16 protein-coding genes and 1 riboswitch are annotated in these 16118 nt (G+C 73.1%); of the genes, 8 read left to right on the top strand and 8 right to left on the bottom strand.

What is annotated here, in order from left to right; translation table 11 throughout:
* Window positions 1–37 precede the first annotated feature (37 nt).
* A riboswitch (ZMP/ZTP riboswitch) is annotated at window positions 38–124 on the top strand.
* 21 nt (window positions 125–145) lie between these two features.
* The gene (locus ACIQ7M_RS33390; protein WP_403651258.1) at window positions 146–1009 is read left to right on the top strand and encodes a bifunctional 5,10-methylenetetrahydrofolate dehydrogenase/5,10-methenyltetrahydrofolate cyclohydrolase; all 864 of its coding nucleotides are present in this window, start codon (window positions 146–148) and stop codon (window positions 1007–1009) included.
* A gap of 117 nt (window positions 1010–1126) precedes the next feature.
* On the opposite strand, the gene ACIQ7M_RS33385 is transcribed toward ACIQ7M_RS33390, so the two are convergent.
* The 5 genes from ACIQ7M_RS33385 to ACIQ7M_RS33365 form a co-directional block, all read right to left on the bottom strand.
* The gene (locus tag ACIQ7M_RS33385; RefSeq protein WP_403651256.1) at window positions 1127–1885 is read right to left on the bottom strand and encodes a thioesterase II family protein; all 759 of its coding nucleotides are present in this window, start codon (window positions 1883–1885) and stop codon (window positions 1127–1129) included.
* Window positions 1886–1972: 87 nt separating this feature from the next.
* Window positions 1973–3490 carry an FAD-dependent monooxygenase gene (locus ACIQ7M_RS33380; RefSeq protein ID WP_403651254.1) on the bottom strand — a complete coding sequence of 506 codons (1518 nt, stop codon included), beginning with the start codon at window positions 3488–3490 and terminating at the stop codon, window positions 1973–1975.
* 350 nt (window positions 3491–3840) lie between these two features.
* On the bottom strand, window positions 3841–4596 hold the full coding sequence (locus tag ACIQ7M_RS33375; protein ID WP_403651252.1) for a helix-turn-helix domain-containing protein: 756 nt from the start codon (window positions 4594–4596) through the stop codon (window positions 3841–3843).
* A 170-nt stretch (window positions 4597–4766) separates the two neighbouring features.
* Window positions 4767–6071, bottom strand: coding sequence for a PLP-dependent aminotransferase family protein (locus ACIQ7M_RS33370; RefSeq protein WP_403651250.1), 1305 nt, complete (start codon window positions 6069–6071; stop codon window positions 4767–4769).
* 285 nt (window positions 6072–6356) lie between these two features.
* Window positions 6357–6680 carry an acyl carrier protein gene (locus tag ACIQ7M_RS33365; protein ID WP_355774230.1) on the bottom strand — a complete coding sequence of 108 codons (324 nt, stop codon included), beginning with the start codon at window positions 6678–6680 and terminating at the stop codon, window positions 6357–6359.
* A gap of 2 nt (window positions 6681–6682) precedes the next feature.
* On the opposite strand from ACIQ7M_RS33365, the gene ACIQ7M_RS33360 reads away from it, so the two are divergent.
* From ACIQ7M_RS33360 to ACIQ7M_RS33340, 5 genes are read left to right on the top strand one after another with little or no spacing between them, the layout of a single operon-like run.
* Complete coding sequence (locus tag ACIQ7M_RS33360) at window positions 6683–7339, top strand: hypothetical protein (protein ID WP_403651248.1); 657 nt, start codon at window positions 6683–6685, stop codon at window positions 7337–7339.
* A gap of 32 nt (window positions 7340–7371) precedes the next feature.
* On the top strand, window positions 7372–8406 hold the full coding sequence (locus ACIQ7M_RS33355) for a hypothetical protein (protein ID WP_403651246.1): 1035 nt from the start codon (window positions 7372–7374) through the stop codon (window positions 8404–8406).
* Between the two features lie 11 nt (window positions 8407–8417).
* Window positions 8418–9572, top strand: coding sequence for a hypothetical protein (locus ACIQ7M_RS33350; protein ID WP_403651244.1), 1155 nt, complete (start codon window positions 8418–8420; stop codon window positions 9570–9572).
* A gap of 36 nt (window positions 9573–9608) precedes the next feature.
* Window positions 9609–10901 (top strand): MFS transporter, encoded by a 1293-nt coding sequence (locus tag ACIQ7M_RS33345; protein WP_403651242.1) that lies wholly within the window; start codon window positions 9609–9611, stop codon window positions 10899–10901.
* A complete protein-coding gene (locus tag ACIQ7M_RS33340) occupies window positions 10898–11575 on the top strand; it encodes a 2OG-Fe(II) oxygenase (RefSeq protein ID WP_403651240.1) in 678 nt (225 codons plus the stop codon). Before ACIQ7M_RS33345 ends, ACIQ7M_RS33340 begins: the two co-directional genes overlap by 4 nt.
* Before the next feature lie 69 nt (window positions 11576–11644).
* Here the strand turns inward: ACIQ7M_RS33340 and ACIQ7M_RS33335 are convergent, their stop codons facing one another.
* Both ACIQ7M_RS33335 and ACIQ7M_RS33330 read right to left on the bottom strand, forming a co-directional pair.
* Window positions 11645–12487, bottom strand: coding sequence for a DUF4097 family beta strand repeat-containing protein (locus ACIQ7M_RS33335; RefSeq protein WP_403651238.1), 843 nt, complete (start codon window positions 12485–12487; stop codon window positions 11645–11647).
* Between the two features lie 81 nt (window positions 12488–12568).
* A complete protein-coding gene (locus tag ACIQ7M_RS33330) occupies window positions 12569–13081 on the bottom strand; it encodes a toxin-antitoxin system HicB family antitoxin (protein ID WP_403651236.1) in 513 nt (170 codons plus the stop codon).
* A gap of 424 nt (window positions 13082–13505) precedes the next feature.
* On the opposite strand from ACIQ7M_RS33330, the gene ACIQ7M_RS33325 reads away from it, so the two are divergent.
* Entirely contained in the window at window positions 13506–14054 is a 549-nt protein-coding gene (locus ACIQ7M_RS33325; protein ID WP_403651234.1) for a hypothetical protein, read from the top strand.
* A 53-nt stretch (window positions 14055–14107) separates the two neighbouring features.
* On the opposite strand, the gene ACIQ7M_RS33320 is transcribed toward ACIQ7M_RS33325, so the two are convergent.
* Window positions 14108–14299: a hypothetical protein gene (locus ACIQ7M_RS33320; RefSeq protein WP_403651232.1), complete on the bottom strand. Its 192-nt coding sequence runs from the start codon at window positions 14297–14299 to the stop codon at window positions 14108–14110.
* A gap of 198 nt (window positions 14300–14497) precedes the next feature.
* Between ACIQ7M_RS33320 and ACIQ7M_RS33315 the strand changes: the two genes are divergently transcribed.
* The gene (locus ACIQ7M_RS33315; protein ID WP_403651230.1) at window positions 14498–16072 is read left to right on the top strand and encodes an acyl-CoA carboxylase subunit beta; all 1575 of its coding nucleotides are present in this window, start codon (window positions 14498–14500) and stop codon (window positions 16070–16072) included.
* Window positions 16073–16118 lie beyond the last annotated feature (46 nt).

Below are 16118 nucleotides of genomic sequence, written 5' to 3'. Positions count from 1 at the left end.
CGTTCATGACCGGCCGAAAGGGCGTCCAGTAGGGTGATGCGCGGGCCGTGACTGGCGCTGAGGTGGAGTACCACCGGGGAGCGGCCTGACGAATCGGTCGATGCCGTGCGCCTGGGCGAGTGGTCAGCGACGCCTGGAGGCGACCATGTCCCAGTCCACGACAGCCCAGCTCATGGACGGCACCGGTCTTGCCCGGCGCGTCGTCGAGGAGACAGCGGACAGGGCGGCCGAGCTCGCGCGGCGCACCGGCGTGACGCCCTGCCTGGCGACGGTGCTGGTGGGTGAGGATCCGGCTTCGGTGACGTACGTCCGCATGAAGCGGGCCCGTTGCGCGAAGGCGGGCATCGAGTCCCGGCTTGTCGGTCTGCCGGCCACCACGACGACCGCCGAGCTGGTGGAGACCCTTCGGTCCCTCTCGCGGGACGCCGGTGTGCACGGCATCCTGTTGCAGCATCCCGTGGGCTCTCACATCGACGAGCGGGCGGCGTTCGAGGCCATCGCGCCGCAGAAGGACGTCGACGGGGTCACGATGAGTTCCTTCGGGGCGATGAGCTTCGCGCGGCCCGGTTTCGCGTCGTGCACCCCGGGCGGGATCATGCGGCTCCTGGACGAGTACGACGTCGAGCTCGCGGGTCGGCGTGCCGTCGTCGTGGGCCGCAGCGCGATCCTCGGCAAGCCCGTCGGGATGCTCCTGCTCGCCCGGGACGCCACCGTCACCTACTGCCACTCGCGGACGGCCGATCTGGCCGCGGCGGTGCGGGAGGCGGACGTGGTCGTGGCGGCTGTGGGACGGCCCCGGCTCATCCGCGGCGAGGACGTCAAGCCGGGGGCCGTCGTGATCGACGCCGGATACAACCCCGGCAACGTCGGCGACGTCGACTTCGACACCGCCCGTACCCGTGCCCGCCTGATCACGCCGGTCCCCGGCGGGGTCGGCCCCATGACCATCGCGGTCCTGCTGGCCCAGACGGTCGACGCGGCAACCGACCAGCTCGGGCTCACCCGCTGAGCGCGGCACGGACGGGCACGCACGACCGGAGGGGCCCGCGTCGAGCCGGGCCCCTCCGCTTGTCCGTGCCGCTTGTCCGTGCCGCTTGTCCGTGCCGCTTGTCCGTGTGGCGCTGGTCTAGGAAGCGGCGGCCCGCGTGAGAAGTCCCTCGGTGACGGCGGCGGCGACCTTCTCGAGCTGGTCGAAGAGGTAGAAGTGCCCGCCGGGGAACACCTCCACCCGGAAGTCGCCGCTGGTGTGCTCCCGCCAGGTGTGGGCGTCCTGGACCGTCGCGAGCGGGTCGCTGTCGCCGATCAGGGCGGTCACCGGGGACGTGAGCGGCCCGCCGCCGACGGGCCCGCGGTAGGTGCCCAGGATGCGGTAGTCGGCCCGCAGCGCCGGCAGCACCAGTTCCAGGATGTCGGGGTCCTCCAGCATGGACTGGTCGGTGCCGCCCAGCCGGCGCACCTCGGCCAGCATGTCGGCGTCGTCGTAGAGGTCGTAGGCGCTGTCACGCCGGTCGGGACCGCCCCGGCCGGAGAAGAACACCCGCTGCGGGGCGGGCAGTCGACGCTTCGCGAGCCGGCGGGCCGTCTCGAACGCCACCAGCGAGCCCATGCTGTGCCCGAACAGGGCGTAGGGCCGTCCGTCCGCGGCCAGTTCACGGGCCAGTTCCTCGGTCACCGCCTCCGCGAGCGGCTCCAGGGCCGTGAACGGCTCCTCGCGGTAGCGGTCCTGGCGGCCCGGATACTGCACGGACACCACGTCGACGTCCGGGTGCAGGACGCGCGCCAGGTCCTTGAACGCCGTCGCGGAGCCCCCCGCGTGCGGGAAGCACACGAGGATCGGTCCGTCGGCGGCCGTCGTGGTGAAGCGTCGCAACCACGTGCTGTTCACGGTCGGTGTGTTCCCTTCGTGGGGTCGTCGCGGCCGGGTCCCGCGGGGGAGCGGACCGGCCGGCCGTTCGTCTGGGGCAGGGGCCGCTCAGCCCGCATGGGCCGGGCCGAACCAGGTGTCGAGGGCGGCCCGCAGCGCGGGCGCGTCGGGCACCGTGCCGGCGGCGCCCGCCCAGGCGACATGGCCGTCCGGGCGGATGAGGACCGCGGCCGGGGCGGGGATCTCGCCGAGGGCCGGGACGATCCACCGCTCGTCCTCGCCGCGCGCCTCGACGACGTCCACGCGGTCGGCCCAGCCCGCGGCGAGGGCCGCCGCCCGCGTGCCGCCGGACAGGTCGAGCAGGACCGGGCGGGCGGCGTGCAGCAGTTCGTGGACCCGGCTCGCGCCGTCGGACGCCTTCAGGTCGGCGTCGGGGACCCGGCGGCCGGTCAGCGGGTGGTCGCCGTCGAGGGGGTAGCGGATGTCCAGGGCCGTCAGCAGATGGCGCAGGTACTGGTTGACCTCGTCGAACACCATCAGGGAGCCGAATATCTCGCGCAGCGCGTCCGTCTGCGGCCCGGGACGCACCAGGGCCGACTGGGCCCGGGTGTTGTGCAGCACCCGCTCCCCGACCGGGTGCCGCTCGGCGTGGTAGGTGTCCAGCAGGCTCTCGGGGGCCGGGCCGCGCACCACCGAGCCGAGTTTCCAGCCGAGGTTGACCGCGTCCTGCACGCCCATGTTCAGTCCCTGCCCGCCGGCCGGGAAGTGGATGTGCGCCGCGTCGCCGGCGAGCAGCACCCGCCCCTTGCGGTACCGGTCGGCCTGCCGCGCCGCGTCGTTGAACCGGGAGATCCAGCGGGGGTTGCGCATGCCGAAATCGGTGCCCGCGACCCGGATCAGGGAGTCGCGCAGCCCCTCGAACGTCACGCTCTCCTCGCGGTCCGCGACCCGGTCGAACTCCGAGGTGATCACCCGGTGCCAGCCCGGCTCGAACGCGATCGCCGAGTAGTCCCCGCCCGCGGTGCGCCGCACCCAGACGTAGTCCTCGGGCAGATCGGGGAGTTCGACGTCACCGATCAGCGCCGTCATCGTCGCCTCGGTGCCGGGGAAGGCGATGCCCGCCAGCTTGCGCACCGTACTGCGTCCGCCGTCGCAGCCCACCAGATAGCGGGCGCGCAGCGCCGTGGGCGCCTCCTGCGCCCCGCAGGTCTCCACCGTCACGCCGGTCTCGTCCTGGCGGATGCCGTTCACCTCGCACGCGCGGCGCACCCGCACGCCGAGTTCGAGGGCCCACTCCTCCAGCAGCCGCTCGATGGCGGACTGCAGGATCATCAGCGGGTAGGGGTGCCTCGACTCCGACTCGTCGAAGTCGAGGTAGAGGCCGGAGAAGTGGCCCACCGGCTGCGGCTCGCCCTCCGCCAGGAAACGCTCCAGGACGCCGCGCTGGTCCAGCACCTCCAGGGTGCGCGAGTGGATCCCGCCGGCCCGCGACTCGCCCGAGCGCTGTGCGAGCCGCTCGACCACGATCACGTTGGCGCCCGCCAGTCGCAGTTCGCAGGCGAGCATCAGGCCCGTGGGCCCGGCGCCCGCGATCACCACATCCGTGTCCGTGCCGGTGTGTCCCACGGTGTTCCCCCTCTTCGGACTGCGTCTGGTACGTCGTTGGACCGCTTTTGCGCGGTGCTGTCCCGGGCGGCCGCGTCGAGGCGGTGGCCCGGGGTGGAACCACAAGGGCCCGCCGGTGCCCTCGGGGATGGTGAGGGCGCCGACGGGCGGTACTCCGAGAGGGCTCATGGTCCTGTGCATCGGAGTTCACGGTCCTGAGCGTCCCGTCCCGCACTCGGCGGATGCTCGCGGGGCGGTGGAGGGCCGGCGCGGCCCGAGGCGTCGTCGTTCGGCGCTCCGGCCGGCTTCGAGCGGTGCGGCACAAAGGCGTTGCCGGGCGAGGGGGAGTCTCCCGGCTTCGGCAGGGCGCTTCAGCCGTGGTCGGCGTCCGCCGGCGCGGTGTCGTCGGGGATCGTCCTGGGACCGGTGTGGAGGACTTCGCGGGCCTGTTCGGCGGCGCGGGTGATGCTTTCGCTGATGAAGTCGAGGAAGCGGGCGACGTTCTCCAGGCGGGCGGCGGCGGGGGTGTCACGGCCGAGGACGGCGACGCCCTGGCGGGCGGTCTTGACGAGTTCGTCGTTGGCCCGGGCGCTGGCGATCGTCGCCTGGTAGAAGAGCTCGCTGTCCACGATGTAACGGTCGCGGCGGCCCTCGTCGCGTTCCCGGCGCACGAGGCTCTGGCTCTCCAGGAAGGTGATGGCCTTGGAGATGGACGCCGGGCTGACCTGGAGGCGCCGGGCGAGCAGGGACGCGGTGAGGCTGCCCGAGTCGGTGGTGAACAGGCAGGTCAGCACCCGTGCCGGGATCCTGGGCAGGCCCGAGGCCATGAGGACGGTGGTGAACGTCTCCTCGTACTCGGCCATGGCCCCGGCGTCGCGTCCGTGTGGCTGGGGCGCCGACTCCGTCCCCGGGGAGGAGGCGGGCCTGCGCCGGTGGGCGCGGTGTTCGGTGGCGCGGTGGGCGAGGTCGGCGCGGTAGGCGGTGGGGCCGCCGTTGCGCATCACCTCACGGGTGACGGTCGAGGTCGGGCGGTCGAGACGTCGGGCGATCTCGGCGTAGGGGAGGCTGTCGGCCAGGCCCAGCGCGATCTGCTGACGTTCCTGCTGGGTGAGCCTGCCTCCCGGCATCGCGGTCTCCTCGGTGATCCCTCACAACGGTTCCTGATCACCACTGTAGCGTTCACTTCAGAGAAAGCAACGTAGCGTTTCTGATATCGGAAACGCCGGGCGGGTGGTACGGGAAGACGTCACCGCCCGCCCGGCGCACCGGGTCCCGGCGCCGTACGCGACACCGGTGATCAGCCAGCGTCCGGCCCCGGCATCCGGCGGGAGCCCGCCCCGCCGACGGCGCGGGCGGGGTCCATCTCGCCCTCCAGCACCATGGCCAGCCGGCGCACGCCCTCACGGATCCGCTCCGGCGTCGGGTAGCAGTAGGACAACCGCATCTGGCGGCCGCCGGACCCGTCCGTGCGGAACCCGGTGCCCGACGCGTACGCCACCCCGGCGCTCACCGCGCGCGCCAGCATCGCCTTCGTGTCCACGCCCTCGGGCACGGTCACCCACACGTAAAACCCGCCGTCCGGCTTCGTCCAGGTGCAGCCCGGCGGCAGGTACCGCTCCAGCGCGGACAGCACCGCGTCCCGGCGCTCACGGTAGTTCTCCCGGAACGTCTTGATCTGGGTCTTCCAGTCGTGCGTGAGCAGGTAACGCGACACGATCATCTGGCTCAGCGTGGGAGGGCACAGCATCGCCGACTCCGTGGCCAGCACCAGCTTCTCCCGCACCTCGTGCGGCGCCAGCACCCAGCCGACCCGCAGGCCGGGGGCGAACGTCTTGGAGAACGAGCCCAAATACACCACGTTGTCCGGGTCCAGCGAGCGCAGCGCCGGGTAGGTCCGGCCGTCGAAGCCCAGCAGGCCGTACGGGTTGTCCTCGACCACCAGCACGTCGTACGCGCGGCAGATCTCCAGGACCTCCGCCCGCCGCCCGACCGCCAGCGTCACACCGGCCGGGTTGTGGAAGTTCGGGACGGTGTACAGCAGCTTCACCCGCCGCCCGGTACGCCCGGCCTCCCGCAGCGCCGCCCGCAGCCCCTCCGGCACCAGACCGTGCTCGTCCATCGCCACGTGCACGACCCGCGCCTGGTACGCGCCGAACGAGCCCAGCGCGCCGACGTACGACGGGCCCTCGGCCACCACCACGTCACCCGGGTCGCAGAACAGCCGGGCCACCAGGTCGAGGCCCATCTGCGAACCGGCCGTGACCACGACGTCGTCCGGACGCGCCGCTATGCCCTCCAGTGCCATCACGTCGCAGATCTGTTCGCGCAGCAGGGGCAGGCCGTGCGCCGACGTGTACTGCAGCGCGGTCAGGCCGTCCTCCGCGACGATCTGCGCGACCTGCGCCGACAGCGTCTCCAGCGGCAGCGCGGCCAGATCCGGCATGCCGCCGGCCAGCGAGATCACCTCCGGCCTGCCGGCGACCGAGAACAGTGCCCGGATCTCCGAGGCCGTCATGCCCGCGGTGCGCGCGGCGTACCGCTCGCGGTGCGGGTCGGGGGCGTTGCGGCCGCTGCGCGGCCTCGCGGTGCTGGTCTCGGTCATGAAGGCGACATCCGGGGCTAGGGGGACGAGGTCACCGCCGGGGCCGGACCTCGGACGGCGAACGGGCGGGGCGGTCGTTCCCGGGCCGCGGGACGCGCCGGCCGAAGTCCCGGCGCACGGCGGGCCCGGCCGGTCTCGCTGCGCAGCCTGAGCGCCTCCGCTTGCGGACCGCTCAAGCCGGCCTCGCAGCCGGCCGGGAGCCCGTGACCGAGGCCGCGGCCCGTGCCGCGGCGCCGACGGTCCCACGACCGGGCCGGCGCGGGCGGGGCAAGGGCGGCGAGCCTGTCAGGCCATGATCCACGGGGCCTGGCCGCGCGTCGCACTGCCCGCCGGGAACTGCCGGTCGGTGTCCCAGGCCGGCTGCATCGCGGCCGAGACGATGCCCCACAGGTGGCCTGCGGTCAGGGTGTGCACCGGAACGGTGACCTGGCCGGCGAGGCTGACGCAGTAGGCGGACTCCAGGGCGACGACGATGCCGATGAGAGCCATGGAGTCGAGCCCGTACGCCTCCATCGGCATGTCGGCGGCGGGTGACCTGTCCTTGCCCAGCCCGGGCAGGGCCTGCCGGAGAATGGTCTCGAACCTCGCGTTCCACGGACGCTGAGCCATGGGTGGGGACTTCCTTCCGGCTGCCGGGACGATCCAGGTCGCGCATACGGCTGCGCGACCTCCACCGTGTCCGCACCCGCTCGAGCGGCCGTGGAACGGCGTTCGACCCCGAACTCGGAAGGACCGACCACCGTCACCTCCCTGCCGACCACCGGCCACGCCCCCGGCACTCCGACGCCCCCGGCACCCTCGCCATCCACCGCAAGGCCCACGGCCACCTCGCCATCCACCGCAAGGCCCACGGCCACCTCGCCATCCACCGCAAGGCCCACGGCCACCTCGCCTTCGGCCACGGCATCCACCAGCGCCCCGGCCGGCAACCGGCCGACACGGGCCCGCTCCTGGAAGACCGGCGCCGCCTCTTCCTCGCCTCCGCCCCATTGCTCCCGCCCCATCGCGCCCCCGGCGTGGTGGGGCGGGGCGGCTCCAGGGAGGCTTCCGGGGCCGCTCGAGCCCTGTTCCAGGCGGCGGTGGTTGTGTCGGCTTCCACGGTCGCCCCCGCGGCCGCATCGAGAGCCATACGCATCCGACAAGGAGACAGCGTCATGAACCTTGAGGTCACCGAGCCCCTCGAGCCCAACGAGAACGAGTCGCTCGCCGACTCCGACGACCTTCGCGTCCGCTCCACCGGCGACCACATCTACGAAATCGCTTCCTGACGCCAGGATCCCAACACTGTGAGGTGGGGCTTGTGACCGTACTGAACGAGGAAACCGGATACTCCACTCTGATGTGCCGGAGCGACGAGCCCCATCACACGGTGTTCCTGCACGACTTCCCGCTGTCGGACACCATGGTGGCGAGCCTGCGCGGCGATCTCGCCGACGCCCCCACCACCGTCCACTTCGTGACACTCGACGGCGACGCCGGCACCGTCCTCGCCGCACTGCGCGAGGCCGGCATCGACCCGGCCGCCGACTATGTCTCCATCCAGCTCCTCACACCGTCCTTCGACAACGCCGAGGCGGCCCGGAAGGTCTTCGAGCACCTGCCCCACGGAGACCTCGCCAAGATCGACCTGCCGCTCGGCGACGAGTTCGCCCCCGAGCGCGCCGAGTACCTCATCGACGTCATCCGCCGCAGCGACTACCGCGAACAGGCCGACGTGGCCGACCGGTTCTACCGCCTGCTGAGCTCCCGCAGGCCCTACCGCGTCGGGATCACCACCCGCGAGGGCAGCCTGGAGATCACCGACGACTCGGGCTGGTACCAGCTCGCCGGACCGCTCACCCCCAAGGAGGCCCGGCTCGTGCCCGGCGGAGAGGTCGCCTACGTCGGCGGCGCCGTCTCCGGCACGTTCACCGTCGACGGCGCCCTGCTGGCCACACCGCAGCGCCCCGAAGCGGCCGAGGCCGCCACCGCCATGGCAGCGCTCGGCGGCCGGCTGTCGAAGGACCCGATCACCCTGCACATCGAGGCGGGCCGCGTCACCGCCGTCACCAGCCGCGGCTCCCTCGCCCAGGAACTGATCGCCCTGACCCCGCTGGACCGCTACGGCACCATCACCGAGGTCGGCATCTCCTTCAACCGGGCCTGCCACCCCTTCGTCCACGGATGGAACGCCGCGTCCAACGAAGGACGGCCGGGCGTCCACGTCGCGATCGGCGGCGACCCCGACCCGGAACTCAAGGACTGGGCCCGAGCGGCGAAGCTGGTCCACCTGGACCTGATGGCCGCCACCACCGAGGTCGAGATCAACGGGCACACCTTCATGCGGACCGAGTGAAAGGGACCCCCATGACGACCCCCACGACCGGGCACCTCGCCCCGCTCCTCGACCCCACGCACCGGCCGCTGCACGCGCAGGAGGTGTCCCGGTTCGTCCGGGCGGCGCTGCCGCGCTTCACCGACGGCCGCCGCGTCACCTTCGTCGGACTCTACGACCGGGACCTGCCGGAAGCCCTGTGGCAGGGCGTCTCCGCCGTCCCCGGCGTCACGCTGCTCGCCTACGACCTGCGCGAGACCGAGCCCTCGGACCATCTGAAGGAGATCCTCTCCGCGCCGGACGCGGGCCACTTCTCCTTCCACAGCTTCTGCGAGACCCAGGGCAGGCCGACGTCCCGGTTCGCCAAGAACTTCGCCAAGTCCCTCTCCAAGGACCGCGGTTCCCCGGGCGCGAGCGCCGACTACACGTCGTACGAGTTCCCCCGCCGCGACCTGCTGGCCTGGCAGGCGGAGACGGTGCTCGCGGGCCACTTCGCCGGTGACCCTGCGGCCCAGCGGCAGAGCGCCGACCGCTTCTTCTCGCTGCTGTCCGAACACGGCGACGGCGGCGACTACACGGTGGAGGTGCTCAGCGGACCGGCCGACGAGCGGCGCCGGCTCACCGTGTCGGGCAAGCGGCCGTGGATGGAACTGTGCGGTCCGGCCGTCGTCGGGGACATACGGTTCGCGCCCGGCTGCGAGCTGTTCTGGAACGGCGTCGAGGTCGACGGCGACTTCCACTGCACCGGCGCCCTCAACCTGCTGCCCCTGGGCAACGAGTTCGACGACGCCCCCTACCGGCGGCTCCTGGAGCTCGGCGCACGGCTGCCTGGCGAAGGCGTCGACCTGCGCCTCAAGGAGGGCCGGCTCGTCGCCGTCGACTCGCCCGGCACCCTCGCGGCCGCCTTCTCCGAGGTGTTCGCCCGCGACGAGGCGTACAGCACCGTCGTCGAGGTGGGCATCGGCCTGTCGCCCGCGGCGCTGCCGCTGATCACCTCGTGGGCATCGCCCACCAACGAGGCCGTGTCCGGCGTGCACGTCGGCTTCGGCGCGGACCCGGCCGACATCGACCGGTTCGCCACCCGAATCCACCTGGACTTCGTCGCCCCCGACGTCACCGTCCTGGTGAACAGCCAGGTCTTCTACGCGAACGGGGAGTTCACCCCCGCTCCGGCACCGGCCGCCTGACCGGGCGGCATCACGAGGGAGGGCCGGGCAGACCGGATGGGCACATCGAAGACCACCTCGGCCCGCACCGCGCGAGCGGGCGGGCCCGCACCGGCCGGCAAACGGTTCTGGTTCCTGTGGGGCGGCCAGAGCGCAGGGCTGCTCGGGGACCAGATGGTCCCCATCGCGCTGGCCGCCTGGATCGTGCGGAGCCCGCACCACAGCGCCTCCGCGCTCGGCCTGGTCCTGGCCGGCCGCGCCCTGGCGCTCGCGCTGTTCGTACCGCTCGGCGGCGTCATCGCCGACCGCTACCCGCGCACCCGCGTCATGATGGCCTGCGACCTGGTCCGCTTCCTCGGGGTCGGCGCCCTCGTGCTCGTGCCCGCCGACACCCCGGCCGCCGCCCTCATGGCCTGCACGTTCGTGCTCGGCGCGGGGGAGGCGTTCTTCCGGCCCGCGTTCCGTGCCCTCGTCCCCTCCCTCGTCGAGCCCGACAAGCTGCCCTGGGCCAACTCCCTGACCAGCATCGCCACCACCGGCAGCGGCCTGGCCGGCCCCGCGCTCGGCGGCCTGCTCGTCGCCTTCGCCACCTACCGCGCGGCCCTCGTCGCCGACCTCGTCACCTTCGCCCTGTCCACCCTCACCCTCCTCGTCCTCGGCCGCGGCCGGGCCGCCGATCCCGTCGCGGCCCGCGCATCCGTGCTCCACCAGGCACGGGAAGGCGTCCGCGTGGTCGTGAAGCGCCGCTGGGTGTTCGCCGTCCTGCTCACCGACATCGCCCACGTGCTGCTCGCCGTCGCGCCCTGGCTGGTGCTGCTGCCCACCATCTCCGTCAGGGAGTTCGGGCCCCGCGGCTACGGCTTCCTGCTCGGCGCCTTCGCACTGGGAGGCCTGGCCGGAGGACTCGCCGTCATGCGCCACCGTCCCCGCCGCCCCGGCCTCACCGCCCTGTGCGCACAGATCCTGTTCGTCGGTCCGCTGCTGACCCTGCTCGTCCCGGGCATCGGCCTGGTGCCGCTGCTCGTCGTCTACGCGGTGGCGGGCGCCGGCAGCGAGTACAACACCGTGCTGTGGACGGCAGCCCTCCAACGCGCCTACCCCGACCGGCTGCTGGGCCGGGTGATGGCACTGAGCTCCCTGGCCAGCACCGTCCTGATGCCCGTCGGCCTCGCCGTCACCGGGGCGGTGGCCGCCGTCACGGGACCCGCGGTGCTGCTCGTCACGGGCGCGGTGGTCATCGCCGCCACGACCCTCGCCGCCCTCCTCGTCCCCGGAGTGGCACGGTTCGCGGACCCGGACCCCGGCCCGGACCTCGCCCGCGTGCCACCCCTACAGGCGGGAACATCATGACCCTGGCCCTGCCCGACCTGCTGCACCCGCGGCTCCTCGCGGACGCGGACGCCACGGCGGCCCAGCTCGCCTCCGCCTACCCCGTGCCCGGCGTCGCGCTCGCCCCGGACGTCCTCGCCGCCCCCGCACTGGCGGCCGTGTGCCGGGCCGCCGGGACGCACCAGGACGTACGCCCGTACTGCGTCTACTCCAGGCCCGAGGAACCCGGCCGGGTCAGGGCCGAGTTCCGCACCCCCGAACCCACCGACATCGTCCGCTCCCGCCACCAGCGGCCCCACGGGAACCTGCCCGCACTCGACCGGATCGGGGAGGAGCTGGCCGCACCCCGGGCACTGGAGGCGTTCCGCCGCGTCAGCGGCCTGCCCCTGCGCCGCGTCAAGAGCGCCTCCCTCGCCTACTGGGGACCGGGCTCCTTCACCACACCGCACAACGACTACGCCGGCGGAGCGAACCGGCTCGTGATGGTCATCTCCCTGACGGACGGCTGGCACGCGGCCGACGGAGGCATGACCAAGTACTGGGACCCCGCCGCCGGCGGCTGGTTCGGCTACCGGCCGCGGCGCAACTCCGCCGTCCTGCTGCGCCCCGCCCAGGACGCCCGGCACTGGGTGGAACCGGTGGCGCGGACCGCCCCCGAGCGCCGCCGCGTCACCTGGACCCTGGTCTTCGAATGACGCGCCGGGCCGGAACCGCGGTATCCGCCCGAGAGCGCGGCCGCGGCATCCGGCGGTACGGGGTGCGGCTCAGGCCGTGGCGCGGCGGATGTCGATGTTGCCCCAGTTGGTCCGTGCGTGGAGCTTGACGGTGTCCTCGGCCTGCTCCGGGGCCTCGGACGCGGCGAGCGCGTTGCGAACCTGCCCGCGGTTGGAGCTGACGTCGAGCCAGGCGGCGGCGCCCTCGCGGATGCCGACCTCGATGGAGCCGTTGGAGGTCTCCAACTGGACGTTGCCGCGGGCGACTTCGGCGATGCGCAGGAGGCCGTTGGTGGTGGTGGCGGTGACCGACGCCTCGGCGCGCCTGATGTCGATGGCGCCGTTGGCGCCGTTCACCCGCAGATCGCCGGTCACGGCGCCGACGGTCGTCGTGCCGTGCGAGTTCTTCAGGACGGCGGGGCCGTCGACGAGGCCGACGCGGACGTTGCCCGTGCTGCTGGTGATCTCGGCCGTGCCCTCGACCCGGTCGACGAGGGTCGAGCCGTGCGACACCTTCAGGCGCAGCGGGCCGGTGGTGTCGAGGCGGACGTCGCCGGCCGAGGTGTCCACCCGGACCTCGCCGAGCCGGCCCTCGCCGAGCACCCTTGCCGCGGCGCCGCTCACGTCGATGTCCGAGCCCGTGGGCAGTTCCACCGTCACGTCGACGGTGCCGCCGCGCCCCAGCAGATTGGCCTTGGGCGTGGTGATGGTCAGGGTGCCGCTCGCGTAGGCGACCTCGGTCTGGCCGGCCGCCCGTACGTCCAGGTCCTTCTTCGGGTCGCGGGGCCGTACCTCGACCACGGTGTCGGGGCGGTCGCCCGCGGTGAACTGGATGGAGCCGGCGTACACGTAGGCGGTGACCGAGATCGGTGCGGAAGTGTCGAAAGCGGGCATGGCTGTACCGTCCTCTTGAGTCCTTGGGGCGTCCCCGCTGGTGGGACGTGGTGGGGTGAAGTGGTGCCGGCGGGCGCGCGGTCAGCGCACCCAGCCCGTGAAGCTCTGGCCGACGGTCCGGGTCTTCTCCGTCGCACGCGGCCGGGTGCCGCCGCCGACCGCGGCCGAGACGGTGCGCACCAGCCACGCGTTGACCGACATGCCCTCGCGGGTCGCGGCCTCCTCGGCGCGGGCCTTGAGGTGGGCCGGCAGCCGCAGGTTGACGCGGGCGGTGCCGCCCTCGTCGCCCTCGGCCGGGGCGGCGAGCACGTCGGCGGGCGCGGCCGGCTCCTCGGGAGCGCTGTTGTAGGCGGGCGGCGGTGTCACCACGAAGTCGGGGTTCAGCCCGCGCAGCCGTACGTCGACCGAGCCGGGGGCGAGTTCACGGGTGATCTCGTCCATCGCGGCGGAGAGCAGGTTGAGCATGGCCAGCCTGGTCGCCGACTCCAGGGGAGCGGTGAGTCTCTCGGCCAGCTCGCGTGCTTCGTCGCCGCCGGACTCGGCGGCGACCGCGAGTTCCCGGCGGAGGGTGTCGACATACGGGGTGAGGTCCATGACGCCATTATGGCGGCGCCATGGCGCCATATGCAAGCCTGTGTGACGCCTTGCGTGGCGTGAAGTGGGTGCTGGGCGTTCTGCCTGCGGAAACGCGGGGTGAGGCGCATCGGTCCGCGGTGGTGTCGGGTGCGCCCGGAAGCCGTTGGTGGTGCGGGATGGCGTCAGGGGTGCCGGGGGTGGTGCCGGGCGCGCCGGGGCCGGTCGGGCCAAGGCGGGGGCGCGGTGCGCGTATGCCGAGTCGCCGGCCTGCGCAGATGCCCTCCCGCCCTGCCTTGGTGTCGCGACGAGTGTCGATGGCGACAAAATAGGGTTCGGGTGGCGCCATGTGTGTGTCATAGTGGCATCGCGGGTGGCGTGCTCGGCTTCGCAGGCCGGGCGGGCGCACCTTTTCGTGGACCGGGGCGATCGAAGGGGCCGGACGATGGAGACAGCGCAGCACCGACAGCCGGTGGCACCAGGAGCCTTCGCCGCCTTCGCCCGCTTCGTGCTCTGCGGCGGAGGCGTGGGACTCGCCTCCAGCTTCGCGGTGGCGGCCCTGGCCTCCCGCATCCCCTGGGCCCTGGCCAACGCCGTGATCACCGTGGCCTCCACGCTCCTGGCCACCGAACTGCACGCCCGCTTCACCTTCGCGGCGGGCGGGCGCGCGACCTGGCGTCAGCACGCGCAGTCGGCCGGGTCCGCGGCGGCCGCGTACGTCGTCACCTGCGCCGCGATGTCCGTCCTGCACCTGCTGACGGCGGCGCCCGGCACCGTGCTCGAACAGGTCGTCTACCTGTCCGCCTCCGCACTCGCCGGCGTCGCGCGGTTCGCGATGCTGCGCCTCGTCGTCTTCGCGCGGGAGCGCTCGCGGGCCACGGCCACCGCCCGCACCCCCCTGCCCCTGCCCGCCACCCTGCCCACGGCCGTGCCCGCACCCGTGGCCCGCGCCACGGCACCGGCCGGTCCGGCGGCCCTCTGCCCCGCCGCCTGACCCCCGGACCGGGCACCGCGCCGGACCGAGAGGACCGCCGCAGCGCCCCGCGCTCACGAGGCGGCGGTGCCGGCGAGCAGCCCCTCGGCGACCTGGCCGGCCTGGCCGAGAAGATGGAAATGACCGCCCGGGAAGACCTTGAACGCGAAGTCCCCGCTGGTGTGCCCCTTCGTCCGTGCCGACCGCGGACCGCACCGGCGACGGACACGGAAGAAGCCCGCCGGTGCCCTCGGGGGAGGGGGCACCGGCGGGTGGTTCGGTGCCCCGCGAGGATGCCAGGCCCTCGGTATCGGAGCTCACGGCCCGAGCGTCCCGCCCCGTTCTCGCGGCGCGCTCGCGGCACGGTGGAGAGCCGCGCGGCCGGCGTCGTCCGTCGCTCTAACCGCCTTCGAGCGGCCTGGCGGAGGCTGATCGGTGGTTCATCGACGGCCGAAGGAGAGCTCATGACCGCCGTGCAGGACAAACCGGTCGGCCGGCGCGGCACGGTCGCCGAACTCGAGGCCCTGCGGGACGCCGTGCGCCGGGGGCCCGGCGACAAGGCCACCGAGGCCCAGCACGCCAAGGGCAAGCTCACGGCCAGGGAGAGGCTCGCACTCCTCTTCGACGAGGGCCGGTTCACCGAGGTCGAAGGGCTGCGCAGACACCGGGCGAGCGGCTTCGGCCTGGAGGACAAGCGCCCCCACACCGACGGTGTGGTCACCGGCTGGGGCCGGGTGTTCGGACGCACCGTCTTCGCCTACGCCCACGACTTCCGCATCTTCGGAGGCTCCCTCGGCGAGGCGCACGCCGAGAAGATCCACAAGATCATGGACATGGCCGCCACGGCCGGGGCCCCGATCGTGGGCCTGTGCGACGGCGCGGGGGCACGCATCCAGGAAGGGGTGACCGCGCTCGCCGGATACGGCGGGATCTTCCAGCGCAACGTCCGCAACTCCGGAGTCATCCCGCAGATCAGCGTCGTGATGGGCCCCTGCGCGGGCGGGGCGGCCTACTCCCCGGCGCTGACCGACTTCGTGTTCATGGTCCGCGGCACCTCCCAGATGTTCATCACGGGGCCGGACGTGGTCAAGGCCGTCACCGGAGAGCGGATCAGCCAGGACGATCTGGGCGGCGCCGACATCCACGCCGGCCTCTCCGGGGCCGCCCACTTCGCCTACGACGACGAGGAGAGCTGCCTCGCCGACGTCCGCTACCTGCTGTCCCTGCTCCCCGCCAACAACCGTGAGCTGCCGCCGCCGGAACCCTGCGCCGACCGGCCCGACCGGCTCACCCCCGCCCTGCTCGACCTGATGCCCTCCGACCCGAAGCACACGTACGACATGCGCCGGGTCGTCGAGGAGTTCGTGGACGGCGGCGACTTCTTCGAGGTGCACGAGGCCTGGGCGCCCAACGTGCTGTGCGCCCTGGCCCGCCTGGACGGCCAGGTGGTCGGCATCGTCGCCAACCAGCCCGCCTCGCTCGCCGGAGTCCTCGACATCAAGGGCAGCGAGAAGGCGGCCCGCTTCGTGCAGATGTGCGACTCCTTCAACATCCCGCTCGTCACGCTGGTGGACGTGCCGGGATTCCTGCCCGGCGTCGACCAGGAGCACGGCGGCATCATCCGGCACGGTGCGAAACTCCTCTACGCCTACTGCAACGCGACGGTCCCCCGCGTCCAGCTGATCCTGCGCAAGGCCTACGGGGGCGCGTACATCGTCATGGACTCGCGTTCCATCGGCTCGGACCTGTCGCTGGCCTGGCCCGGCAACGAGATCGCGGTGATGGGGGCGGAGGGCGCCGCGGGCGTCGTCTTCCGGCGCGAGATCGCGGGCGCCGCCGACCCCGAGTCCGCCCGCGAGCAGTACATCAAGGAGTACCGGGACCGGCTCATGCACCCGTACTACGCGGCCGAACGCGGCCTGGTGGACGACGTCATCGACCCCGCGGAGACCCGCGTCAGACTGATCGACGCACTCGCCGTGCTGCGCACCAAGCACGTGCCGCAGCCCTCCCGCAAGCACGGCAACCAGCCCCAGTGACTCCTTTCGCTCCTGAGGGAACGGGATGCCCGGCGCCGGTCGAGCG

This window comes from Streptomyces sp. NPDC096324 (assembly GCF_044763015.1).
Classification (GTDB): Bacteria; Actinomycetota; Actinomycetes; order Streptomycetales; family Streptomycetaceae; genus Streptomyces.
The sequence above is the reverse complement of the archived record's forward strand: the minus strand, read 5'-3'. Positions and strand labels throughout refer to the sequence as shown.

Bases quoted from the DNA above. Each gene is read 5' to 3' on its own strand.
- ACIQ7M_RS33370 (WP_403651250.1), bottom strand. From the start codon at position 6,071: ATGACCGAGACCAGCACCGCGAGGCCGCGCAGCGGCCGCAACGCCCCC.
- ACIQ7M_RS33375 (WP_403651252.1), bottom strand. From the start codon at position 4,596: ATGCCGGGAGGCAGGCTCACCCAGCAGGAACGTCAGCAGATCGCGCTG.
- ACIQ7M_RS33390 (WP_403651258.1), top strand. From the start codon at position 146: ATGTCCCAGTCCACGACAGCCCAGCTCATGGACGGCACCGGTCTTGCC.
- ACIQ7M_RS33335 (WP_403651238.1), bottom strand. From the start codon at position 12,487: ATGCCCGCTTTCGACACTTCCGCACCGATCTCGGTCACCGCCTACGTG.
- ACIQ7M_RS33340 (WP_403651240.1), top strand. From the start codon at position 10,898: ATGACCCTGGCCCTGCCCGACCTGCTGCACCCGCGGCTCCTCGCGGAC.
- ACIQ7M_RS33350 (WP_403651244.1), top strand. From the start codon at position 8,418: ATGACGACCCCCACGACCGGGCACCTCGCCCCGCTCCTCGACCCCACG.
- ACIQ7M_RS33330 (WP_403651236.1), bottom strand. From the start codon at position 13,081: ATGGACCTCACCCCGTATGTCGACACCCTCCGCCGGGAACTCGCGGTC.
- ACIQ7M_RS33325 (WP_403651234.1), top strand. From the start codon at position 13,506: ATGGAGACAGCGCAGCACCGACAGCCGGTGGCACCAGGAGCCTTCGCC.
- ACIQ7M_RS33365 (WP_355774230.1), bottom strand. From the start codon at position 6,680: ATGGCTCAGCGTCCGTGGAACGCGAGGTTCGAGACCATTCTCCGGCAG.
- ACIQ7M_RS33315 (WP_403651230.1), top strand. From the start codon at position 14,498: ATGACCGCCGTGCAGGACAAACCGGTCGGCCGGCGCGGCACGGTCGCC.
- ACIQ7M_RS33345 (WP_403651242.1), top strand. From the start codon at position 9,609: ATGGGCACATCGAAGACCACCTCGGCCCGCACCGCGCGAGCGGGCGGG.